This window comes from Nocardia uniformis NBRC 13702, from assembly GCF_001613345.1.
Taxonomy (GTDB): domain Bacteria; phylum Actinomycetota; class Actinomycetes; order Mycobacteriales; family Mycobacteriaceae; genus Nocardia; species Nocardia uniformis.
The window spans coordinates 49,521-65,924 of sequence record NZ_BDCE01000072.1 but is presented as its reverse complement, the minus strand read 5'-3'; the positions used below and the strand labels follow the sequence as shown (position 1 = coordinate 65,924).

Annotated in this window: 20 protein-coding genes; 5 read left to right on the top strand and 15 right to left on the bottom strand. The window is 66.1% G+C overall.

Annotation, left to right across the window (positions count from 1 at the left end; translation table 11 throughout):
• Positions 1-60: 60 nt before the first annotated feature.
• Positions 61-249 (top strand): hypothetical protein, encoded by a 189-nt coding sequence (locus NU1_RS26920; protein ID WP_245720326.1) that lies wholly within the window; start codon positions 61-63, stop codon positions 247-249.
• On the opposite strand, the gene NU1_RS26915 is transcribed toward NU1_RS26920, so the two are convergent.
• Positions 250-1,053, bottom strand: a complete 804-nt coding sequence (locus tag NU1_RS26915) for a nuclear transport factor 2 family protein (RefSeq protein WP_067525591.1) — start codon at positions 1,051-1,053, stop codon at positions 250-252.
• On the opposite strand from NU1_RS26915, the gene NU1_RS26910 reads away from it, so the two are divergent.
• Positions 1,052-1,987, top strand: coding sequence for an acyl-[acyl-carrier-protein] thioesterase (locus tag NU1_RS26910; protein WP_245720325.1), 936 nt, complete (start codon positions 1,052-1,054; stop codon positions 1,985-1,987). The two genes, NU1_RS26915 and NU1_RS26910, sit on opposite strands and share 2 nt — an antisense overlap.
• A 151-nt stretch (positions 1,988-2,138) precedes the next feature.
• On the opposite strand, the gene NU1_RS26905 is transcribed toward NU1_RS26910, so the two are convergent.
• From NU1_RS26905 to NU1_RS26865, 9 genes are read right to left on the bottom strand one after another with little or no spacing between them, the layout of a single operon-like run.
• Positions 2,139-2,801 carry a hypothetical protein gene (locus NU1_RS26905; protein WP_084521836.1) on the bottom strand — a complete coding sequence of 221 codons (663 nt, stop codon included), beginning with the start codon at positions 2,799-2,801 and terminating at the stop codon, positions 2,139-2,141.
• Between the two features lie 23 nt (positions 2,802-2,824).
• Positions 2,825-3,781: an MlaD family protein gene (locus NU1_RS26900; RefSeq protein WP_067525589.1), complete on the bottom strand. Its 957-nt coding sequence runs from the start codon at positions 3,779-3,781 to the stop codon at positions 2,825-2,827.
• The gene (locus NU1_RS26895) at positions 3,778-4,839 is read right to left on the bottom strand and encodes an MlaD family protein (protein WP_067525587.1); all 1,062 of its coding nucleotides are present in this window, start codon (positions 4,837-4,839) and stop codon (positions 3,778-3,780) included. Before NU1_RS26895 ends, NU1_RS26900 begins: the two co-directional genes overlap by 4 nt.
• Complete coding sequence (locus NU1_RS26890; RefSeq protein ID WP_067525585.1) at positions 4,836-5,924, bottom strand: MlaD family protein; 1,089 nt, start codon at positions 5,922-5,924, stop codon at positions 4,836-4,838. Before NU1_RS26890 ends, NU1_RS26895 begins: the two co-directional genes overlap by 4 nt.
• Positions 5,924-6,949, bottom strand: coding sequence for an MlaD family protein (locus NU1_RS26885; RefSeq protein WP_084521835.1), 1,026 nt, complete (start codon positions 6,947-6,949; stop codon positions 5,924-5,926). Before NU1_RS26885 ends, NU1_RS26890 begins: the two co-directional genes overlap by 1 nt.
• Complete coding sequence (locus NU1_RS26880; RefSeq protein WP_067525583.1) at positions 6,937-7,932, bottom strand: MlaD family protein; 996 nt, start codon at positions 7,930-7,932, stop codon at positions 6,937-6,939. The genes NU1_RS26885 and NU1_RS26880 overlap by 13 nt, the downstream gene beginning before the upstream one ends.
• Complete coding sequence (locus NU1_RS26875) at positions 7,929-8,963, bottom strand: MlaD family protein (protein ID WP_067525581.1); 1,035 nt, start codon at positions 8,961-8,963, stop codon at positions 7,929-7,931. Before NU1_RS26875 ends, NU1_RS26880 begins: the two co-directional genes overlap by 4 nt.
• Before the next feature lie 3 nt (positions 8,964-8,966).
• The gene (locus tag NU1_RS26870; protein ID WP_067525579.1) at positions 8,967-9,833 is read right to left on the bottom strand and encodes an ABC transporter permease; all 867 of its coding nucleotides are present in this window, start codon (positions 9,831-9,833) and stop codon (positions 8,967-8,969) included.
• A 1-nt stretch (position 9,834) separates the two neighbouring features.
• Positions 9,835-10,671, bottom strand: coding sequence for an ABC transporter permease (locus NU1_RS26865; RefSeq protein ID WP_067525577.1), 837 nt, complete (start codon positions 10,669-10,671; stop codon positions 9,835-9,837).
• A 432-nt stretch (positions 10,672-11,103) separates the two neighbouring features.
• On the opposite strand from NU1_RS26865, the gene NU1_RS26860 reads away from it, so the two are divergent.
• The gene (locus NU1_RS26860; protein ID WP_169815145.1) at positions 11,104-11,325 is read left to right on the top strand and encodes a nuclear transport factor 2 family protein; all 222 of its coding nucleotides are present in this window, start codon (positions 11,104-11,106) and stop codon (positions 11,323-11,325) included.
• A 6-nt stretch (positions 11,326-11,331) separates the two neighbouring features.
• On the opposite strand, the gene NU1_RS26855 is transcribed toward NU1_RS26860, so the two are convergent.
• Entirely contained in the window at positions 11,332-12,453 is a 1,122-nt protein-coding gene (locus NU1_RS26855; protein WP_067525573.1) for a calcium:cation antiporter, read from the bottom strand.
• Between the two features lie 236 nt (positions 12,454-12,689).
• Here NU1_RS26855 and NU1_RS26850 point away from each other — a divergent pair, with 236 nt between their 5' ends.
• Positions 12,690-13,421 carry a VIT1/CCC1 transporter family protein gene (locus NU1_RS26850; protein WP_067525571.1) on the top strand — a complete coding sequence of 244 codons (732 nt, stop codon included), beginning with the start codon at positions 12,690-12,692 and terminating at the stop codon, positions 13,419-13,421.
• 3 nt (positions 13,422-13,424) lie between these two features.
• On the opposite strand, the gene NU1_RS26845 is transcribed toward NU1_RS26850, so the two are convergent.
• From NU1_RS26845 to NU1_RS26830, 4 genes are all read right to left on the bottom strand, one after another.
• The gene (locus NU1_RS26845; RefSeq protein ID WP_067525569.1) at positions 13,425-13,787 is read right to left on the bottom strand and encodes a hypothetical protein; all 363 of its coding nucleotides are present in this window, start codon (positions 13,785-13,787) and stop codon (positions 13,425-13,427) included.
• 34 nt (positions 13,788-13,821) lie between these two features.
• On the bottom strand, positions 13,822-14,307 hold the full coding sequence (locus tag NU1_RS41780) for a hypothetical protein (protein WP_067525564.1): 486 nt from the start codon (positions 14,305-14,307) through the stop codon (positions 13,822-13,824).
• 157 nt (positions 14,308-14,464) lie between these two features.
• Positions 14,465-14,866: a nitroreductase/quinone reductase family protein gene (locus NU1_RS26835; protein ID WP_067525562.1), complete on the bottom strand. Its 402-nt coding sequence runs from the start codon at positions 14,864-14,866 to the stop codon at positions 14,465-14,467.
• Positions 14,867-14,882: 16 nt separating this feature from the next.
• Entirely contained in the window at positions 14,883-15,386 is a 504-nt protein-coding gene (locus tag NU1_RS26830; protein WP_067525560.1) for a nuclear transport factor 2 family protein, read from the bottom strand.
• A 121-nt stretch (positions 15,387-15,507) separates the two neighbouring features.
• On the opposite strand from NU1_RS26830, the gene NU1_RS26825 reads away from it, so the two are divergent.
• Positions 15,508-16,404, top strand: a complete 897-nt coding sequence (locus tag NU1_RS26825; protein ID WP_067525558.1) for a LysR family transcriptional regulator — start codon at positions 15,508-15,510, stop codon at positions 16,402-16,404.

The following is a 16,404-nucleotide window of genomic DNA, read 5'->3' as shown; positions in this document are numbered from 1 at the left end:
TCGCGCATGCCTGCGTGTCGTTGATCTTTGCTGGATGTTTTCCGGATAAGGATTGGCAGGGTGAACTGCCCCTCCTGCTCCTGGCCCTCACCCGCCACCGCCGTATCGGCACACCGCGGCGTCCGCTATCTGCGCTGCGTATGCGGACAGTGGCTGATCTCGGTGCACGGCAAAGTAGTCGGGGCCGCCGGGGGCAGTACGTTCAGTCAGTCCGATGCGGTCGCCGATATCGTCGGGTTCGAACGATAGTCAGCTCGGCAGGAAGATCCGTGCCGCCTGGATGCGGTGGCCGCGATCGGTGAAGTCGAGCTGTGCGATGCCGCGAGCATCGCGGGATTCGACCGTCGCGGTTACGGTGCGACCCGCCGCAATGGGTTTGCTCCAGCGCAGTCGCGCGGCGCGCGTGACGAAGTCCTCCACCGACATGGCATCGCCCACAGGCCATTCCAGCCGCGCGACCGGCGCCAGCACCGCCCGCACCCCCGCCGCGTCACCGCGTGCGGCCGCATCCAGCAACGCCCCCGCCGCCTTCTTCCCGCGCGCACCGACGGTACCCATCGCCCGCATGAACCCGAGCGCGCCGCCGACCCCCTGATTCCCGATCAGCTGCGGCCCCAACTTCATTCCGGCCAGCAGGCCCGCGGTCCCCGCACCCATCAGCTGGGCGATCATGCCCGGCAGTTCCCAATGTGCCCGCAACGCACGGATTTTCAGCACCCCGTCGATATCGGTGATGTCGTAGCGCAAATGCATGGGCACCGGCAGCATGACGCCGGTCGACATGGTCGTCTCGATGGAGAGATCGCGAAAAACGGTCATCCCGCAGACCACATCGTGTTCGATCCGAAAAGCGATGTCATTGGGCGCGATAAAGGTGTCGTAGAACCGGTCGATGGCCGAACGCCCCACATGCGGCCGCGACCCCACCGGGTCCTCGACGCTCGCCCCATCGGCGAACAGGTCCACCCAGGCCGCCTTGTCATGCGCGGCGACCGCTTTCGGCGACGCCTCGACGGTCGACAGCAGTTCGGCGGCAGTTGGATTCGCGGACATGACTCTCCTCCACGGTTATGACCTGGCGGCCGATGATACCGGGCAGCGGAGTTTCCGCGTCCCGGAGATGCGCCGCTGCCGTGGTTGGATGGCGCGGCAGGGCCTTCCACTGCCGCCGACCACCGCCACCGACGAAGGGAAATCGCTGATGGGCACGGCAAACAGCACTATTCAGCAGTCCGGTATCGCATTTCCGCTGCCACCCTGCCCGGACGCCCCCGCGGCGTACACGGTGAGCTGGCCGGTCCGGCTCGGCGATACCGACGGACAGGAACGACTGCGGCTCGACGCCATCGCACGATATGCCATGGATATCGGTTATGAACAGCTCGAGGCCGCCGAGGAAGGCCATCTGCACCTGGCCTGGCTGGTGCGGCGCACGGTAATCGATGTGGTGCGCCCGATCGAGTTCGGCGACCGCGTCACCCTGCGCCGGTGGCCCTCCGCCATGTCGAATCGCTGGTTCAACGCGCGTATACAGATCGACAGCGAGCGAGGGGGCCTGATCGAGGCCGAACAGTTCCTCATCAATATCGATCCCGAGGCGGCCCGCCCGGCCCGAATGAGCGACCGGTTCATGGCACCGATGCTCGCGGTGACGACCGAGCACCGGCTGCGATGGCAGGCGGCGCTGCAACCCATCTCACCCGCCGCCGACGGCGCAGGGCGGTCCTTCCAGCTGCGTGTCACCGATGTCGACCGGTTGGGACATGTCAATAACGCGGTGCACTGGGAGGCGGTCGAGGAGGGGCTCGCCCTGCATCCCGAGCTGGGGACAGCGCCGTACCGCGCGATTGTCGAACATGTCGGCGCGGTCATGGGTGCCGATGACGTCGTGATCCGAACCCGGCGCGCCGACACCGGGTTGGATATCCAGCTCGAGGTGGACGGCTCGGCCCGGACCCTGGCGCGGATCAGCCCGCTGAATTACTGAGGTTCACGCACGGGTGCGGCGCAGCCCCCGTCATCCCGGCATGTCTTCGGCCAGGAATCCACCACGGCGGAGGTGTGGATTCCGGCCAAAAGCACGCCGGAATGACGAGGGGCTATGGCGGGGGTTGCGGCCGGAACTTCCGACCAGGTGCCTAGCGCTTGGGCAGGGTCAGGTCCATACCGCCGACGTCCGCGACCTGCCAGCCGTCGGGGTTGACGGTGACGGTGTAGGTGACGGTGGTCTTCACGCCCTGCGGGTTCTGGGCATTGGTGCTGGTGACGTCGAGAAAGACATCGACCACGTAGGCGTCGCCGTCGCGGGTGATCACCTTGGCGGCCACCGGGGTGGCGCTGGAGGTCCACTTCAGGACGGTCAGGGCCTCGGAGAGCTTCGGTCCGGCGGCATCGAACTGGTTGCTCAGCTTCGGCGTGGTGTTGGCCTTGAGGCGGCTCTGCCAGGCGGGCAGGTCGGCGAAGTTGATATTCGACGCACCGAGGGCGTAATCGGTGGCGACCTGTTCGGCGTGCTGTTCGGCGGCGGCCTTGGCGTCGCGGTCGGAGAGCTCGCCGCGGGCATTGAGCCACAGGCCGGTGGTGACCACGGTCGCGCCGATCATCAGAACCGCGACCACGGCCGCCACCAGGGTGGACAGGGGCAGCGAAACGGTCTTGCGGGCGGCGGGACCGGGGCTCGCCGGGGCATCGGCCGCGCTCGGAACGGTCGCGGCGGTGTCGGTACCGCCCTTACCCAGCTCGACGGAGGCAGCAGCGGCCTCCGCGTCGACTACCCGCTTCGGTTCGGTGTCGTTCGACATCCGCTTCCTCCTCTATTACTGGACTACTTGACGTTGACCCGCACCCGCACGGCACCGTCGCCGGTATCGGCGAGTGCCTGCGAAATCAGACTGCTGATATCGATCCGAGGTCCCGTACTGCGCGCGGCGTCGGCCAGCGGTCGCAGGGTGGGTGCGAGAGTTTTCAATTCGGGTCCGGCCTGCTGCAACCAGTCGTCGAGCCGTGCCAGGAAGGAGGCCAATCCGCCCTCCGCGAGGTAGTCCTGCGGGCCGGGTCGGCCGTCGACGAGTCTACCGACCGCTTCGGTCAGCTCGGTCAGCGCGTGCGAGAACTCCACGAAGGCCGGTGCGGCCGCGCCGGTGGCTTCGCCCATGCCGTCCATATCCGCGGCGGTGGCCTGGAAGCTGTTCAGCAGCGACGCGATCTTGGGCTCGCGGCTCATAATGGCCGCGGCGAGCAGATCACCGGCCCGCTGTAGCGGCGGCATGGCGGAGTCGGTCCCGATGAACGCCTTGCCGACGGTGTCCACCAGTGAACCGACGACCGCTGGATCGAGCTGGTTCATGGTCTGGGTGACCAGCCGGGCCACCTCGGGAATGGATAGTGGCGGCCGCACCGTGGACGCGTCCAGTCGTTGCCCGTCGGTGAGATACGGTCCGCCGCCGCCGTTGGGCCGGAACTCCACATATGGCTCGCCGAGCGCCGAGAGATGCTCGATGACAACGGTGCTGTCGCTGGGCACCTGTCGATCGGCGTCAAGCCGGAAGCCGACCTCCACGCCCGCCGCGACGCCCTGCACCGAGGTCACCTCGCCGACCTCGATGCCGGTCAGCAGAATCGGCGAACCCACCTCCAGCGAACCGGAATTCGGCAGCACCATGGAGGCGTGCGTGAATTCGGCCCACGGGTCGGCGCGCACCACACCGAAGGTCAGATAGCTCGCGCCGACCACGGTGACCACCGCGATTCCGGTCAGTGACGCGATCGATCCCCACTTCATCGCACCGCTCCGATCATGCGCAGCGTGGAAACCATGCGATCCACCTGATCGTCCCTGGAGACCGAATCCACCTGTACATCGGTGATATTCACCTTCGCCCCCTGCTCGAAGAATGGAATGATCTTGTCTCGCAGGAGCGCGATGAGGGTATTGAGATTGCCGGGTGCGGACAGATCCAGCGGACTGCCCGAAACCGCCAGCGGCACGAAAGCTTTCGCGGCGGCGTCACCGGACGAGGCGACCGGAGCCAACCAGGTGAGCGAGCTACCCAGCTGACCGAGCGCGGTGAACAGCCCCGCCACCCCGTCGATGGAGTGCGCGATACCGTTCATCTGATCGACCGACTCCTGGGTCAGCTCGTGGTCCAGGAAGTCCGCTTTGTCGTGGAGCACCTGGGCATTGGTGCCGAGACCATTGAGCAGCAGATCCACCTGATCCAGATTGGCGGCCAGATCGACCGCATCGGCGGCCATGACCTGCGCGATGCGCTGGGTCTCCTTGGGATCCTGCGGCAGTACCGCATTGAACCGATGGATCATGTCCTGCAACTGATTGATCGCACCGCCCTGGGTGAACGCGGCCAGAGCCGCCATGGTGTCCTCGAGTTGGACCGGCGGCGCGGTCCGGTCGATGGGAATGGTGCCGCCGTCGCCCAGCAGGGTGCCGAAACCGTCGGGCGGCGTGGTGAGCGCCAGGTGGATATCGCCGAGCACGGTGTTCTGCCGCAACTCGGCCACGGTGGTGGCGGGCAGTTGCACCGAGGTGGAGATATCGGCGTCCACCACTACGAAACCGCCGCGTCCGGCGGGGGCACGGGCGGCATCCACCACGCGGACCCCGTCCACCGTGCCGACCAGTGCCCCATTGGCGATCACCTTGGCCTTGGCGGGCAGGTTCAGCACATTGTCGAATTCGATATGGATCTTGTAGGTCGATCCCGACACCGTGGTACCGGGCATCGGCACCGCGGACGGATCGAATCCACAGCCGCCGACACCGATCAGCAGCGTGGCTGCGAGTACGGCAACGCCGGTGCGGCGCAACACCTTCGACCTCATCGCGCACCCGCCATTCCCAGCATCAGCTGAACCAGAGGAACATCGACCATGCCGCCCTCGGCGCCCGGGCACTGTCCGGGCGACACCGCCTCGAGCGCTGCGCACACCTGGTCGGCCTCCGGTGCGGACAGCGCCACCCGCGGTGATCCGTAGGCGATACCCCCATTGGGATCGGTAATCGCCTGTGCCGTAGTGGCGATCACCGGCATCTTCAGCACGATCTCCGACAGTGAGCCGACATTGGCGCGCAGCAATCGCACCAGCGGCAACGAGTCATTGAGCGCGTCCATAATCGGATCACCGGCGAGCACGATCAGGTCATTGATCATGGGCAGCACCGCGCCCAGGCGGTCGATCAAAACGGCACCGGGGCCGATCAATTCGGTACTCGCGCTGTTCAACGCCGGCGCGAGGCGCAGCAGCATGCTGCGCAGATCGCCCCAGTGCGCCTCGACCTTTTCCGCCACCGAGGCGAAGGAGTCGAAAATACCCACCAGATGACCGATATCGGCGTCGGGCGCGGACATGGCGGACCCGAGCCGGTGCACGATGTCGTTGATCTCCTGCCCGGTCCCCTGGGTCGCCGCATCCAGTGCGGCCAGACCGCTACCCAAAGCGTCGGGGGCATCGGCCTGCTGGAGTTCGGCAGACAGATCGGCGAGCGCGGTCAGGGTTTCGGTAATGCTCTTCGGGGTGAGCGTCTTGGTAATGGGCTTCGCGGGATCCCACACCGCGCGCTCCTTGCCGCTGGAGAGCACGGCCAGATTGCGGTCGGCCACAATGGAATCCGCCACAGTGGTGGCGGCGGCGTCGGCGTACACCGGATACCGGGCATCCACCGAGAAGCCGACCGTCACCTTGCCACCGCGAGGCTCGACGGAATCGACCGTGCCGACCGTGATTCCGCGCATGGTGACCTTATTGCCCGCGTACAGTCCGACGGCGTCCGGCATGATCGCGGTGTAGGCCACCGTCTTCTTCATCGGGTCGAACATTACGAAATAGCCGACCACCGCCACAATCACGACCACCACCGCACCGGCAATGGACATGAAAGCCTGCGATCCGAGCATGCGCTTGAACATCAGCAGTCCTTCCCGGGCAATGGCACACAGACGGCGCTCGGCGCGGTAATGGTCTGCCCGGACTGGTCGACACCCACCCCGCCCTCGGGAATCGTCAACTGCGACAACTTCTCCTGCAGGCTCTGCGCGGAGCTGAGTACCGGCTGGAACTGCCCGCTCAGCGACCGCAGGGTGGTGACCGCGTCGGTGATCTTGGTCTTCAGCTGGTCGTTCCACACCGGCCCCAGCACCGCCACCCGACCCAGCACATCGCTGAGCAGCCGGATGGCCTCGGCCATTTCGGTGTGCTTATCCAGCAGCACCGTGACCAGCAGGTTGGCATTGTCCATCAATCGGCCCAGATCGGATTTCGCGCCGTCGTACATGCCCACGTACTCATCGGCCACGGCAATGGCATTGGATACCTGGTCGCGCTGCCGATTCAGGGCGTCCACATAGCTGCCGACGGTGGCGAGGCTGGTTCGCAGGGTATCCGGCGCGGCTTCGAGGGAGCTGCCGAGAGCGGTCAGATTGCGGTGCAGGCTATCGCCGTCGATCTGCTGTAGCGGTGCGGCCGCGTCCTGGAACGTCTGAACGAGGCTGTAGGGCAGCCGGACGCGATCGGTCGGAATCGCGGTGTCGCCCAGCGGTTCGTCCCCCGCCGGGAACATCGCCACATAGTGGCCGCCCACCACGGTGAGCATGCGGATATCCAGGGAGGTCTGATCACCGACGAACACATTGGAGTTGACGGTGAAACGCATTACCACCCGGTCCGGCTTCAGCTCGAGGGATTTCACCTCTCCCACCGAGATACCGGCGATACGCACATCGTCACCGGCCTTCACCGATTGCGCTTCGGTCAATTCCACTGTGTAGGTGGCTTTTCCGAATGGCACCACATACAGCGCACCGGCGGCCAGCAGACAGATCGCGAGCAGTACCGATCCGATAATGCCGCGCCGCAATTCCCGCTTCTTGCGGGTGCCGTCGTCGATGACCCGGTCGTCGCGAACCAGGAAGCGGGGCAATTTCAGCTGTTGCACAGGACCACCTGCTGTCCCGAGATGAGCACCTGGAGCACGCCGGGCATCTCCGCGGTTCCCCTACTGCACTGTGGCTTCCAGCCCGACGGCGACGGTAGCGCGGCATCGGCGGCGGCCAGTACGGCGGGCAGCTTGCCGAAGACCGCGACGGCCTCCTCCGGATCGGGGAACAGTCGCTGGATCAGCGCGTCCACATCGCTGCCCTCGGCCAGCCCCAGTGTGCGCAGCAGCGAGTCGACGGGCCCGAGGACCGAGGGCGCGGTGACCGCGAATTGCGCCAGCCCACCGATATTGGCGCGCAGCGATTCGAAAATGTCGGTGAGCCGGGCCAACAGTGGCACCAGGTGGTGCACCCGGCCGCCGACCCGGTCCGACAGCTCCGACATATTGCGGATGAGGGTGCCGATCACCTGCTGGCGATTGTCCACGTAGGAGGCGAGTTTGCCGATGGCATCCATGGCCGGGCCGACTCCGCCGCCATCACCCTCGATCAAAGCGACCATGCTGGCGCTGAATTGGTTCACCGCTTCCGGAGAAATGGTTTGCAGCACCGGCTTCAAGCCGTTGAACAGGCTGGTCACATCGAAGGACGGCACGGTCTGTTCGACACCGATGGTGGCATCGGCCGCGACGCGCGCGGCCGGTACCGGCTGCTGCTGCAGGTCGATGTAGCGCTGCCCGGTCAGATTCTGGTAGCGAATGGCGAGGGTGCTGTTGTCGTAGATCGGCGCATCGTCTGTGACGGTCAACCGAACTCGCGCCCAGGTGCCGTCCAGATCGATACTCTTGACCTTGCCGACCTGCACGCCGTACATGCGCACGTCATCGCCGACCTTCAAGCCATTGGCGTCGGTGAACAGCGCGTCGTGCGCTTCGGTATTGCCGGAGACGGGTCGTTCGATCAGCGTGATCACCAGTGCCAGTACGGCGACGATCACCACCGCGAATACACCCAGCCGCCAAGCCGCGGCCTGAACCTTCATCGGCCACCTCCCGCACCCAGTAGCGGCACCGCCACGGCGGGTACGCCGCGCAGATCCACTTCGACATTCAGCACCGGACCATTGCCGGTATCCGGCATGGCGGAACGCAACCGCTGCAACAACTCGGTCAGATCCGAGGCGGTCTGCTGCGGTGCGGGCACCATCTGCGCGAGCACCGCGAGGATTCCGGCCAGCACATCGGTGGTCCCCGACAGCTGAGTTCCGGCCTGCCCCAATGTCTCCGACAGTGTCGGCAGCAGTTTGTTCACCACCAGGTCGACGCCCTCGTCGTAGGCCGGTCGATCCTGTTGCAGGCGTTGAATACTGCGGATCACATCCACCACCTCGACTGCCGCGCCAGCGAACTGGCCGCCACCTTCGAAGGCCGGCCCCAGCGCGCCCAACAGCTCCGACGGCGGCATCTTCTGGTTGTCGGCCACCGTCCGCGCGGCGGTGATCAGGGCCTGCGCCAGCGGCGTGAACGCCTCCACATCGGCCGCCGCCTGCGCGATGGCGCTGGCCATCTGCGGGGTCAGCACCGAGCCGCCGACCGTGGAGACACTGCGTAGCAGCGAACCCATGGTGGCGTCGTAGACGGCGTCGGAATTCTTACCGGTCAGGTCGATCAGCGCACCGGTGCGTAGCGGCGCACCGCCGGAACCGTGGCGCAGTTCGAGCTCGCTGATACCGAACAGGTTCTGCGGCGCGTAATCCACCAGCATGCTGTCGTCCAGCCCGAACAACCGGGAATCGTCGAGCTGCAAGGTGATTCGCTGGGTGCCGCGCTCGGCGGGGTCGATCTCGACGACCTTGCCCACCAGCACACCGTTCATCCGCACCTGTGTGCCCTCCAGCACACCGTCACCGATCTGCTCGGTGTGCAGCGAGATGCGGATGCCCTCCTCCGAGCGCACGGTGCGAAGTCCGTACCAGACCGCCGTCACGGCCAGCACCACCGCCACCGCGATGGCTCCCACTTTCATCGCCCGGCCGCGGTCGACCGCGACGCCCGGCATTCCGTAATTCGGCATCCCCTACCCCGTGAACGTAATCGCCGAGTTGAAGCCCCACAGCATGAGCGAGAGCACCATGTCGATGGCGACAATCGCCACGGAGCTGGCCCGCACCGCCCTACCGGACGCGATACCCACACCCTCCGGGCCGCCGGAGGCGAAGAACCCGTAGTAGCAGTGGATGAGAATGACCACGGTCGCGAAGATCGCCACCTTGATCACCGCCGCGATCACGTCGAAGCCGGTGACGAACTGGAAGAAGTAATGGTCGTAGACGCCCGCCGCAGAGCCGTGCACCAGCGTGATCAAGCCGCGGCAGGACAGATACGACAGGATCAGCGCGATCAGGAAGGTCGGAATGATCGCGACCGCACCCGCCAGCACGCGGGTGGTCACCACGAACGGCACCGACCGCAGCCCCAAAGACTCGATCGCATCGATTTCTTCGGAAATCCGCATGGAGCCGATCTCGGCGGTCATCCGGCATCCGGCCTGCGCCGCGAAACCGATGGCGGCCGCGATGGGCGCGAGCTCACGGGTGGTCGCGTACGCCGACACCAGCCCGGTCACCGGCCCCATACCGAGCATGTCCAGGGTGGCGTAGGACTCCACGGCCACCGACGCGCCCATGACCAGACCGAGCACGATCATCATGGGCACGGTGCCGCCACCCACGATGATGGACCCGCGACCCCAGGTCATATTGGTAATCGCCCGCATGGTCTCGTCGCGATAGCGCTTGAGCGTCAAGGGAATCGACGACAGCACCTGCCAGACGAAGGCGAGGACGAAGCCGAGATTCTCCACCCGGCGCAGGATCAGGCCGCGGCGGCGATAGAAGCGCGCGAATTTGCCGAGCCCCTTGGGCACGTAGGTCGAAGTGGTCATCTCAGGCGAGCCTCGTCGGCAGGAACATGGCGGTGATCTGGGTGGCGACCAGGTTCACGCACACAATGGAAACGACCGACAGCACCACCGCGGCATTGACGGCATCGGCCACACCGCGCGGTCCGCCCTTGGCCTCGAGCCCGCGCTGGCAGGCGATAACCACCACCAGGAAGCCGAAGATGAGGGCCTTGAGCAGCGATATCCACACATCGGCGGTGGTCGCGAAGGAACCGAAGGTCGCCCAGTAGCTACCCGGCGTGACGTTCTGCCCGCCGACGGCGACCGCGTATCCGGCCAGCACACCGACGAAGATGATCAGGATATTCAGCAGCGGCGCCACGAACAGCATGGCGATCATGCGCGGAATCACGAGGCGGTGAATCGGGCTGATACCCATGGTGTTCAGCGCGTCGATCTCCTCGCGAATGGTGCGCGCGCCGAGATCGGCGGCAATCGCCGCCGCGCCCGCGCCGCCCAGCAGGAAGCCGGTGGCCAGCGGCGCGCCCTGTTTGATGACACCGAGCCCGCCCGCCGCGCCCAGCAGCGAATCCGCGCCGAGGGTGTGAATGATATTGCCGACCTGCACCGAGACGATGACACCGAAGGGAATCGCGATCAGGATGGCGGGCAGCGCGGTGACGGTGATCAGTCGCCACGCCTGAATGATGGCCTCGCGCCACTGCAGTTGGCCGCGCGCGATATCGCCGACGGCTCCGGTGACGGTTTCCTCGGCAATGCCCACCGCTCGTCCGAAGGTACGCAGCGACGACACGGCGGTGCCCGAGAAGTTGTCGCGAACGATCCGAACCGCGGACGGCTTCGGTATGGACCGGGTCATCGCATACCTGCTTCGGAATGCCGGTAGACGCGGCGGGTGACGAGCTTCAAATCATCTTCTCCGTGATCGGCAACACTGCCAGCCCTCAAAGCTAATCGTTACGATCAGTTACAACAAATCAGGTTATGGTGTGACGGCCGCCGCCAACCTACCAGCGGGTAAGAAACCTTTCAATGTGTCTGATCTGCCATTTCCCCATGTGAATGATGGTTCTAAAACGTGTTACCAGCGGCATCTGCTATCGATATGACGTAGGACACCATCTCGGCGAATCGCGGACACCGCACCCTCGGACGGTTCCGGTAATACCTCGGGGGCGAATCAAGTGAACTGTCAGCAATCGTGATTTCGGTGGTCAGCGGCGGACCGATTCGACCCATTCGAGTCGCATGACCCGGGCTGGAAGTGTTCACTTGCCCTGTGGATCAGACGGTGTCGGATGTCCTATGTGCCATCGAATCCGAGGACTGGACCGCCTTCGCGAAACTCGTTCATCCCTATGTGTCCTGGACCGAGGACGGCCACACCACTCGGGGACGCACCCGGGTAATGGCCATGCTCGCCGGTCGTGCCCATACCTCCGGATCGCATACGGCCCCGCCCGCGCGCGAATACGAGATGCGCGACGGCCAGGTGTACCAGTGGACGGCGTGAGCCGCGTCAGGGACTGACGGCGAGGAATACGAAGGCCGAGAACAACACCAGGTGCACGCAGCCCTGCAAGAGGGTGGCGCGGCCGGGTACCACCGTGAGCGCCCCGACCACCACCGTCAGCGCGAGCAGCACCATCTGCGTCGCACCGAGGCCGAGCATGAGTGGACCCTCGAGCCAGATCGAAGCGATCGCGATGGCCGGAATGGTGAGACCGATACTGGCCATGGCCGAACCCAATGCCAGATTGAGGCTGATCTGCACGCGGTCGCGGCGCGCGATCCGGACCGCCGCCAGGGTTTCCGGCAGCAGTACGAGCAGGGCGATCACCACACCGATGGCCGACGCCGGCAGACCCGCGGCCTCGATACCGCTTTCAATGGACGGCGAAGCCACCTTCGCCAGCCCGACCACGCCGATCAGCGCGACCAGCAGGAGCGCGAGACTGCTGAAGGCCGCGCGCTTTGTGGGCGGTTCGGAGTGCTCGTCGAAGTCGTAGAGCGCGTCGACACCGCTGCGATCGGCCGGGCCACCCTCCACCGGGAGAAAATCGCCGGGGTGCCGCACGGTCTGCACCATGACGAAGACGCCGTAGAGCACCAGCGATGTCACCGCCGCGAAGGCCAATTGCGAACTCGAGAACACCGGGCCGGGTTCACTGGTCGTGAAGGTCGGCAGCACCAGGCTCAGGGTGGCGAGGGTGGCCACGGTGGCCAGCGCCGCACCCGTCCCCTCGGGATTGAAGACCGCCACACCCCGTCGCACCGCACCCACCAGCAGCGATAGCCCGACAATGCCATTGCACGTGATCATGATGGCCGCGAAGACGGTATCGCGGGCCAGTGCCGCCGCCTTATCGCCGGTGGAGATCATGAGCGTGACGATCAGACCGACCTCGATAATGGTCACCGCCACCGCGAGCACGAGGGCACCGAGCGGCTCACCCACCCGATGCGCCACCACCTCCGCGTGCTGCACGGCCGCCAGCACCGCGCCCATGAGCGCCGCGAACACCAGAACCATCGCGGCGGCCGCCGGGCTGCGCCCCCAGGAAACCGCCAGCACCACAGCCGCCAGGATCGGAACAAGGGCGGACCAGTGGTTCAGGAAGTAACGGACCATGCCGTCCATATTTCCAGCTATTCGGGCGCATCTCTGTCCCGCCTCCCCGAGACTTCAGCGCACGGCTGAGAGCCGTCGACCGTTATGCACGCGTGCCGGCGGTTGGGAGCCGAGCCGATTTTGGGGGTCCCCGGTGAGTTACCCCGACCGTTACGAGATCAGCTGGCATATTTCGTATCGAAGAGAAGGGCGGGCCAGGCACACTCGACATGGCGGATTCTCGCCGGATCAGGAGAGGCGCTCGCATGGACTCGATCGATACGGACGCCGCCCTGCCGCATCCGCACGAACCGCACGCCCAGGGGCTCGCGTCCAAACTCAATTGGCTGCGCGCGGGGGTGCTCGGCGCGAATGACGGGATTGTGTCGACGGCCGGTCTGGTGGTCGGTGTGGCGGCCGCCACGACGGAGACCGCCACGATTCTCACCGCGGGCGTCGCCGGACTCACCGCCGGTGCCATCTCGATGGCCGCCGGGGAATACGTTTCGGTGAGCACCCAGCGTGACTCCGAGCGGGCCGTGCTGGCCAAGGAGAAGCGGGAGCTCGCCGAGGATCCCGACTACGAACTCGCCGAACTGGCCCAGATCTACGAGGGCAAGGGATTGTCATCAGAGACCGCGCGCAAGGTGGCCGAGGAACTCACCGCCCACGATGCCTTCGCCGCGCACGCCGAAGCCGAATTGGGTTTGAACCCAGCGGAACTCACCAGCCCGTGGCAGGCGGCGGTGTCCTCGGCCATCGCCTTCACACTCGGTGCGCTGCTACCGCTGCTGGCAATCCTGCTGCTGCCGGTGTCATCGCGAATTCCGGTGACCTTCGTGGCCGTGCTGGTGGCATTGGCCGTTACCGGATCGGTGAGTGCGCGGTTGGGCGGCAGTAATCCACGGCGGGCGGTGCTGCGGGTCGTGATCGGTGGTGCCCTGGCCATGGCGGTCACCTATGGCATCGGCCAGCTCGCGGGGATTTCCGGAGTGTAGTGATCAGTTGCCGACGGGCAGACAGACCCACCCCGCATAGGGCGTGACACCCCATTGCGCCACAACACCATTGACGGAGCAGTCGTCGCCGATCCGGCGGTTCGCGAGGTCGACCGGTGGGGACACCGGAGTGGGAATCCGGACCTCCGGGTGCGGTAGCGACGGCACACTGGCCGGTTGCTGGAAGTCGGTGGTCGTCGGCGCGGGCGTACCGATCGGCTCCGGCGCACTGTCGACCGGCTCGATAGCGCCGCGGTGGGTCAGCAGCATGCCCGCTCCGATAGCGAGAATCAGCAGCGCGGCGATCACTATGACAGCGGCGAGGCCGCGGGGATCGACATCCCCTTCGCTCTGCCCTTGGACCATGGCTGACCTCCTTCGATTCGATCGCCGATACCGATCAGGGAGCGGGTGGCGGCGGGGGCGGGGGGATGAGGAAGGGCAGGATCGGCGCCAAGATGTCCGGGACCGGCGGCGGTGGGGGTGGCGCGGGAGCGGGCGGCGGCGCGGGTTCGGGTTCCGGCGCGGGGGCCGGTTCCACATAGACCGGAGCGGGTTCCGGTGTGTAGGCCGGTGCGGGTTCCGGGGCGGGCGGTGGCGGTACCGGCGCGGGCGGTGGCGGGGGCGGGGGCGGGCCATCCGCTGGTGAGTGCGCCGGTTCGGTGGGTTTCGGCTTCGATTCCGAAGTCGACGTCGCGGGCGGGTCCGCCTGGACGCCGTGGCTGCCCTCGAACCAGGTCAGCGGGTTGCTGCCGATCAGAGCGACCGTGAGAGCCAGGGCCACCGCGACCATGAACGCGACGGCCCGCCCCGGAACGTCACCGGAAGCGGTCACGCCGGGCGTACCTTCACTCTCCTGGGTGTCGCGCTGTCGCGTGCCTGTCATCGCTGAACTCCCTCGCTCACAAAAGCAGAAGAATCCGTTGATCCGAAAAGCTCGTCTCTCAGAAGCTACCCAGGTTGCTGAGGGATTGAAATAACTACACGTAATAGTTCGGTCCCAGCTCAGCATCTATTCGATTGTTAGCGAACTATTTGCGATATCAGGACGCCGGGTCCAGGTCGACGCGAACGGAGAGCAGATCCGTACCCACCAGTCGCACCGCCGCGCTATTGCCGCGCGGCAACTTCCGCAGCCGGGCGATCGGATCATCCTCGGGAACCAGGTGCGCGGTCCCGGTGAACCAGTGACCGCGCAAGCGCACCCGGACCCGGGGGTCGGCCTGGATATTGCGGATGTACTGCGAGCGCTCGCCGAATTCGGAGACCAGCCAGAACTGGTCCCCGACGCGACGGCCGCCGATAGGTGTCACGCGCGGCTCGCCGCTGACGCGCCCGGTGGTCTCGAGCAGTTGCTGCACGGGATTGCGGCGCTGGATCGGATTGGCGATGTGCCGCTGCAGTGTGGTCACCAAACGATGCTGAAGATCATGCGACTTCGACATCTGTCGAGCCTAACTGTCACCCACCGAAGATCGCTGTCGGATCACCTTGGTACCAAACGTTTTCGATGCGGACACGGCTCATGAGCCAGCGTCCGTCGGCGCGGACGAGGTCCACGTCGTAGCGGTTTTTCAGCAGGGCGAAGGTGTCGTGCTCGACGGTCAGCAGATGCTGCGCCTCCACCAGGGCGGTGAGGCGGGCGGTATCGCCGTCGATGGCGATGCGCGGATTGGTGACCTGGTGGGTGGTGTCCACCCGTCCCGCGAAACCGTCCAGGATGGTGGCGACAATGAAGTCGCGCCCGGTCATGAGGGGTGCACTACCGCCCCACTTCGCGGCGGCGGGCTGGAAGTCGAGTTCGGCGTCCACGGCGAAGGACGACGCGAACAGATCCTTGTCCCGCAGATCCTGTCCGAGGGCGAAACGGTACAGGGCGTCCACAATCTCGGCGCGATCGCGCAGTTCACGAACTACGGTGTCGGCGGAGGTGGCGGCGAGAGCGTGATTCTCGGTGACGTACATGGTTTCTCCTGTTCATACGGTGTGCTGTCGAGACAACCCTCCGTCGCCGTGCCACCGCCAGCAATGCCGAACTGTGCAATTATCGTCAAGGCAGGGTTAACGATCGAGGTGAGGCGCACACATGCTGGAACGGCACGAACTGGAGGCCTTCCTGACCCTTGTCGAGGAACTGCACTTCGGGCGCACCGCCGAACGCCTACACGTCTCCACCGCGCGGGTCAGTCAGACGATCGCGAAACTCGAACGGCGACTGGGGGTCGCGCTGTTCGAGCGCAGCAGCCGACGGGTGCGGACGACACCGGCCGGGCGGGATCTCTACGCCGAGTTGCGACCGGCGTGGGACCGGATCACCGTCGCGGTACGGCGCACCATGGATACCGGCCGTGGCCGAGCCGGGACCCTGGAGGTCGCCTTCGTGGATTCGACGACCGGGCAGTTACTCATCCGTGCCGCCGAGCTGTTCCGGGAACGGCTGCCCGAATGCGCGGTGCGGCTGCGCGAAGCCCAACCGGCGCAGGTGATTCCGTGGCTCCGCGACGGCGAGATCGATATCGCGCTGGATATGGTGCCGTTCCCGGAGCCGGGGATCACCACCGGTCCGGAACTCGTCGCCGCGGCCCGGCTGCTGGCCGTTCCGGCCGCACACCCCTTCGCTCGCCGCCGCTCGATCACCCAGTCGGACCTGGCCCGGACCACCATGCTCCAGTTGCCACCCGAACTGCCCCGGGCCGTACGCGAAACCCGCACTCCCCCGGTCACTCCCGATGGTCAGCAGATTCCCGCGGGTCCCGCCGCCGCCACCTACAACGAACTACTCACCCTGGTCGGCGCGGGCTGGGGCGTATTCCCGGTCAGCGCGCACCTGCGCCGCTACAACGCCCGGCCGGACGTGGCCTACGTCCCCATTCGCGATGCCGAACCGGTGCGCTGGGCACTGCTGTGGCGGTCGGGCGGGGAAACCGAGCCTGTTCGCGAATTCGCCCGCGCCGCAACGACTGCCGCCGATCGCACGGACTGA

What these genes read in the sequence shown, in the direction of transcription:
- NU1_RS26910 (WP_245720325.1), top strand. Translation starts at nt 1,052, where the DNA reads ATGACTCTCCTCCACGGTTATGACCTGGCGGCCGATGATACCGGGCAG.
- NU1_RS26845 (WP_067525569.1), bottom strand. Translation starts at nt 13,787, where the DNA reads ATGGTCCAAGGGCAGAGCGAAGGGGATGTCGATCCCCGCGGCCTCGCC.
- NU1_RS26895 (WP_067525587.1), bottom strand. Translation starts at nt 4,839, where the DNA reads ATGAGGTCGAAGGTGTTGCGCCGCACCGGCGTTGCCGTACTCGCAGCC.
- NU1_RS26905 (WP_084521836.1), bottom strand. Translation starts at nt 2,801, where the DNA reads ATGTCGAACGACACCGAACCGAAGCGGGTAGTCGACGCGGAGGCCGCT.
- NU1_RS26835 (WP_067525562.1), bottom strand. Translation starts at nt 14,866, where the DNA reads ATGTCGAAGTCGCATGATCTTCAGCATCGTTTGGTGACCACACTGCAG.
- NU1_RS26825 (WP_067525558.1), top strand. Translation starts at nt 15,508, where the DNA reads ATGCTGGAACGGCACGAACTGGAGGCCTTCCTGACCCTTGTCGAGGAA.
- NU1_RS26830 (WP_067525560.1), bottom strand. Translation starts at nt 15,386, where the DNA reads ATGTACGTCACCGAGAATCACGCTCTCGCCGCCACCTCCGCCGACACC.
- NU1_RS26870 (WP_067525579.1), bottom strand. Translation starts at nt 9,833, where the DNA reads ATGACCACTTCGACCTACGTGCCCAAGGGGCTCGGCAAATTCGCGCGC.
- NU1_RS26865 (WP_067525577.1), bottom strand. Translation starts at nt 10,671, where the DNA reads ATGACCCGGTCCATACCGAAGCCGTCCGCGGTTCGGATCGTTCGCGAC.
- NU1_RS26875 (WP_067525581.1), bottom strand. Translation starts at nt 8,963, where the DNA reads ATGCCGAATTACGGAATGCCGGGCGTCGCGGTCGACCGCGGCCGGGCG.
- NU1_RS26880 (WP_067525583.1), bottom strand. Translation starts at nt 7,932, where the DNA reads ATGAAGGTTCAGGCCGCGGCTTGGCGGCTGGGTGTATTCGCGGTGGTG.
- NU1_RS26850 (WP_067525571.1), top strand. Translation starts at nt 12,690, where the DNA reads ATGGACTCGATCGATACGGACGCCGCCCTGCCGCATCCGCACGAACCG.
- NU1_RS26855 (WP_067525573.1), bottom strand. Translation starts at nt 12,453, where the DNA reads ATGGACGGCATGGTCCGTTACTTCCTGAACCACTGGTCCGCCCTTGTT.
- NU1_RS26915 (WP_067525591.1), bottom strand. Translation starts at nt 1,053, where the DNA reads ATGTCCGCGAATCCAACTGCCGCCGAACTGCTGTCGACCGTCGAGGCG.
- NU1_RS26890 (WP_067525585.1), bottom strand. Translation starts at nt 5,924, where the DNA reads ATGTTCAAGCGCATGCTCGGATCGCAGGCTTTCATGTCCATTGCCGGT.
- NU1_RS26900 (WP_067525589.1), bottom strand. Translation starts at nt 3,781, where the DNA reads ATGAAGTGGGGATCGATCGCGTCACTGACCGGAATCGCGGTGGTCACC.
- NU1_RS41780 (WP_067525564.1), bottom strand. Translation starts at nt 14,307, where the DNA reads ATGACAGGCACGCGACAGCGCGACACCCAGGAGAGTGAAGGTACGCCC.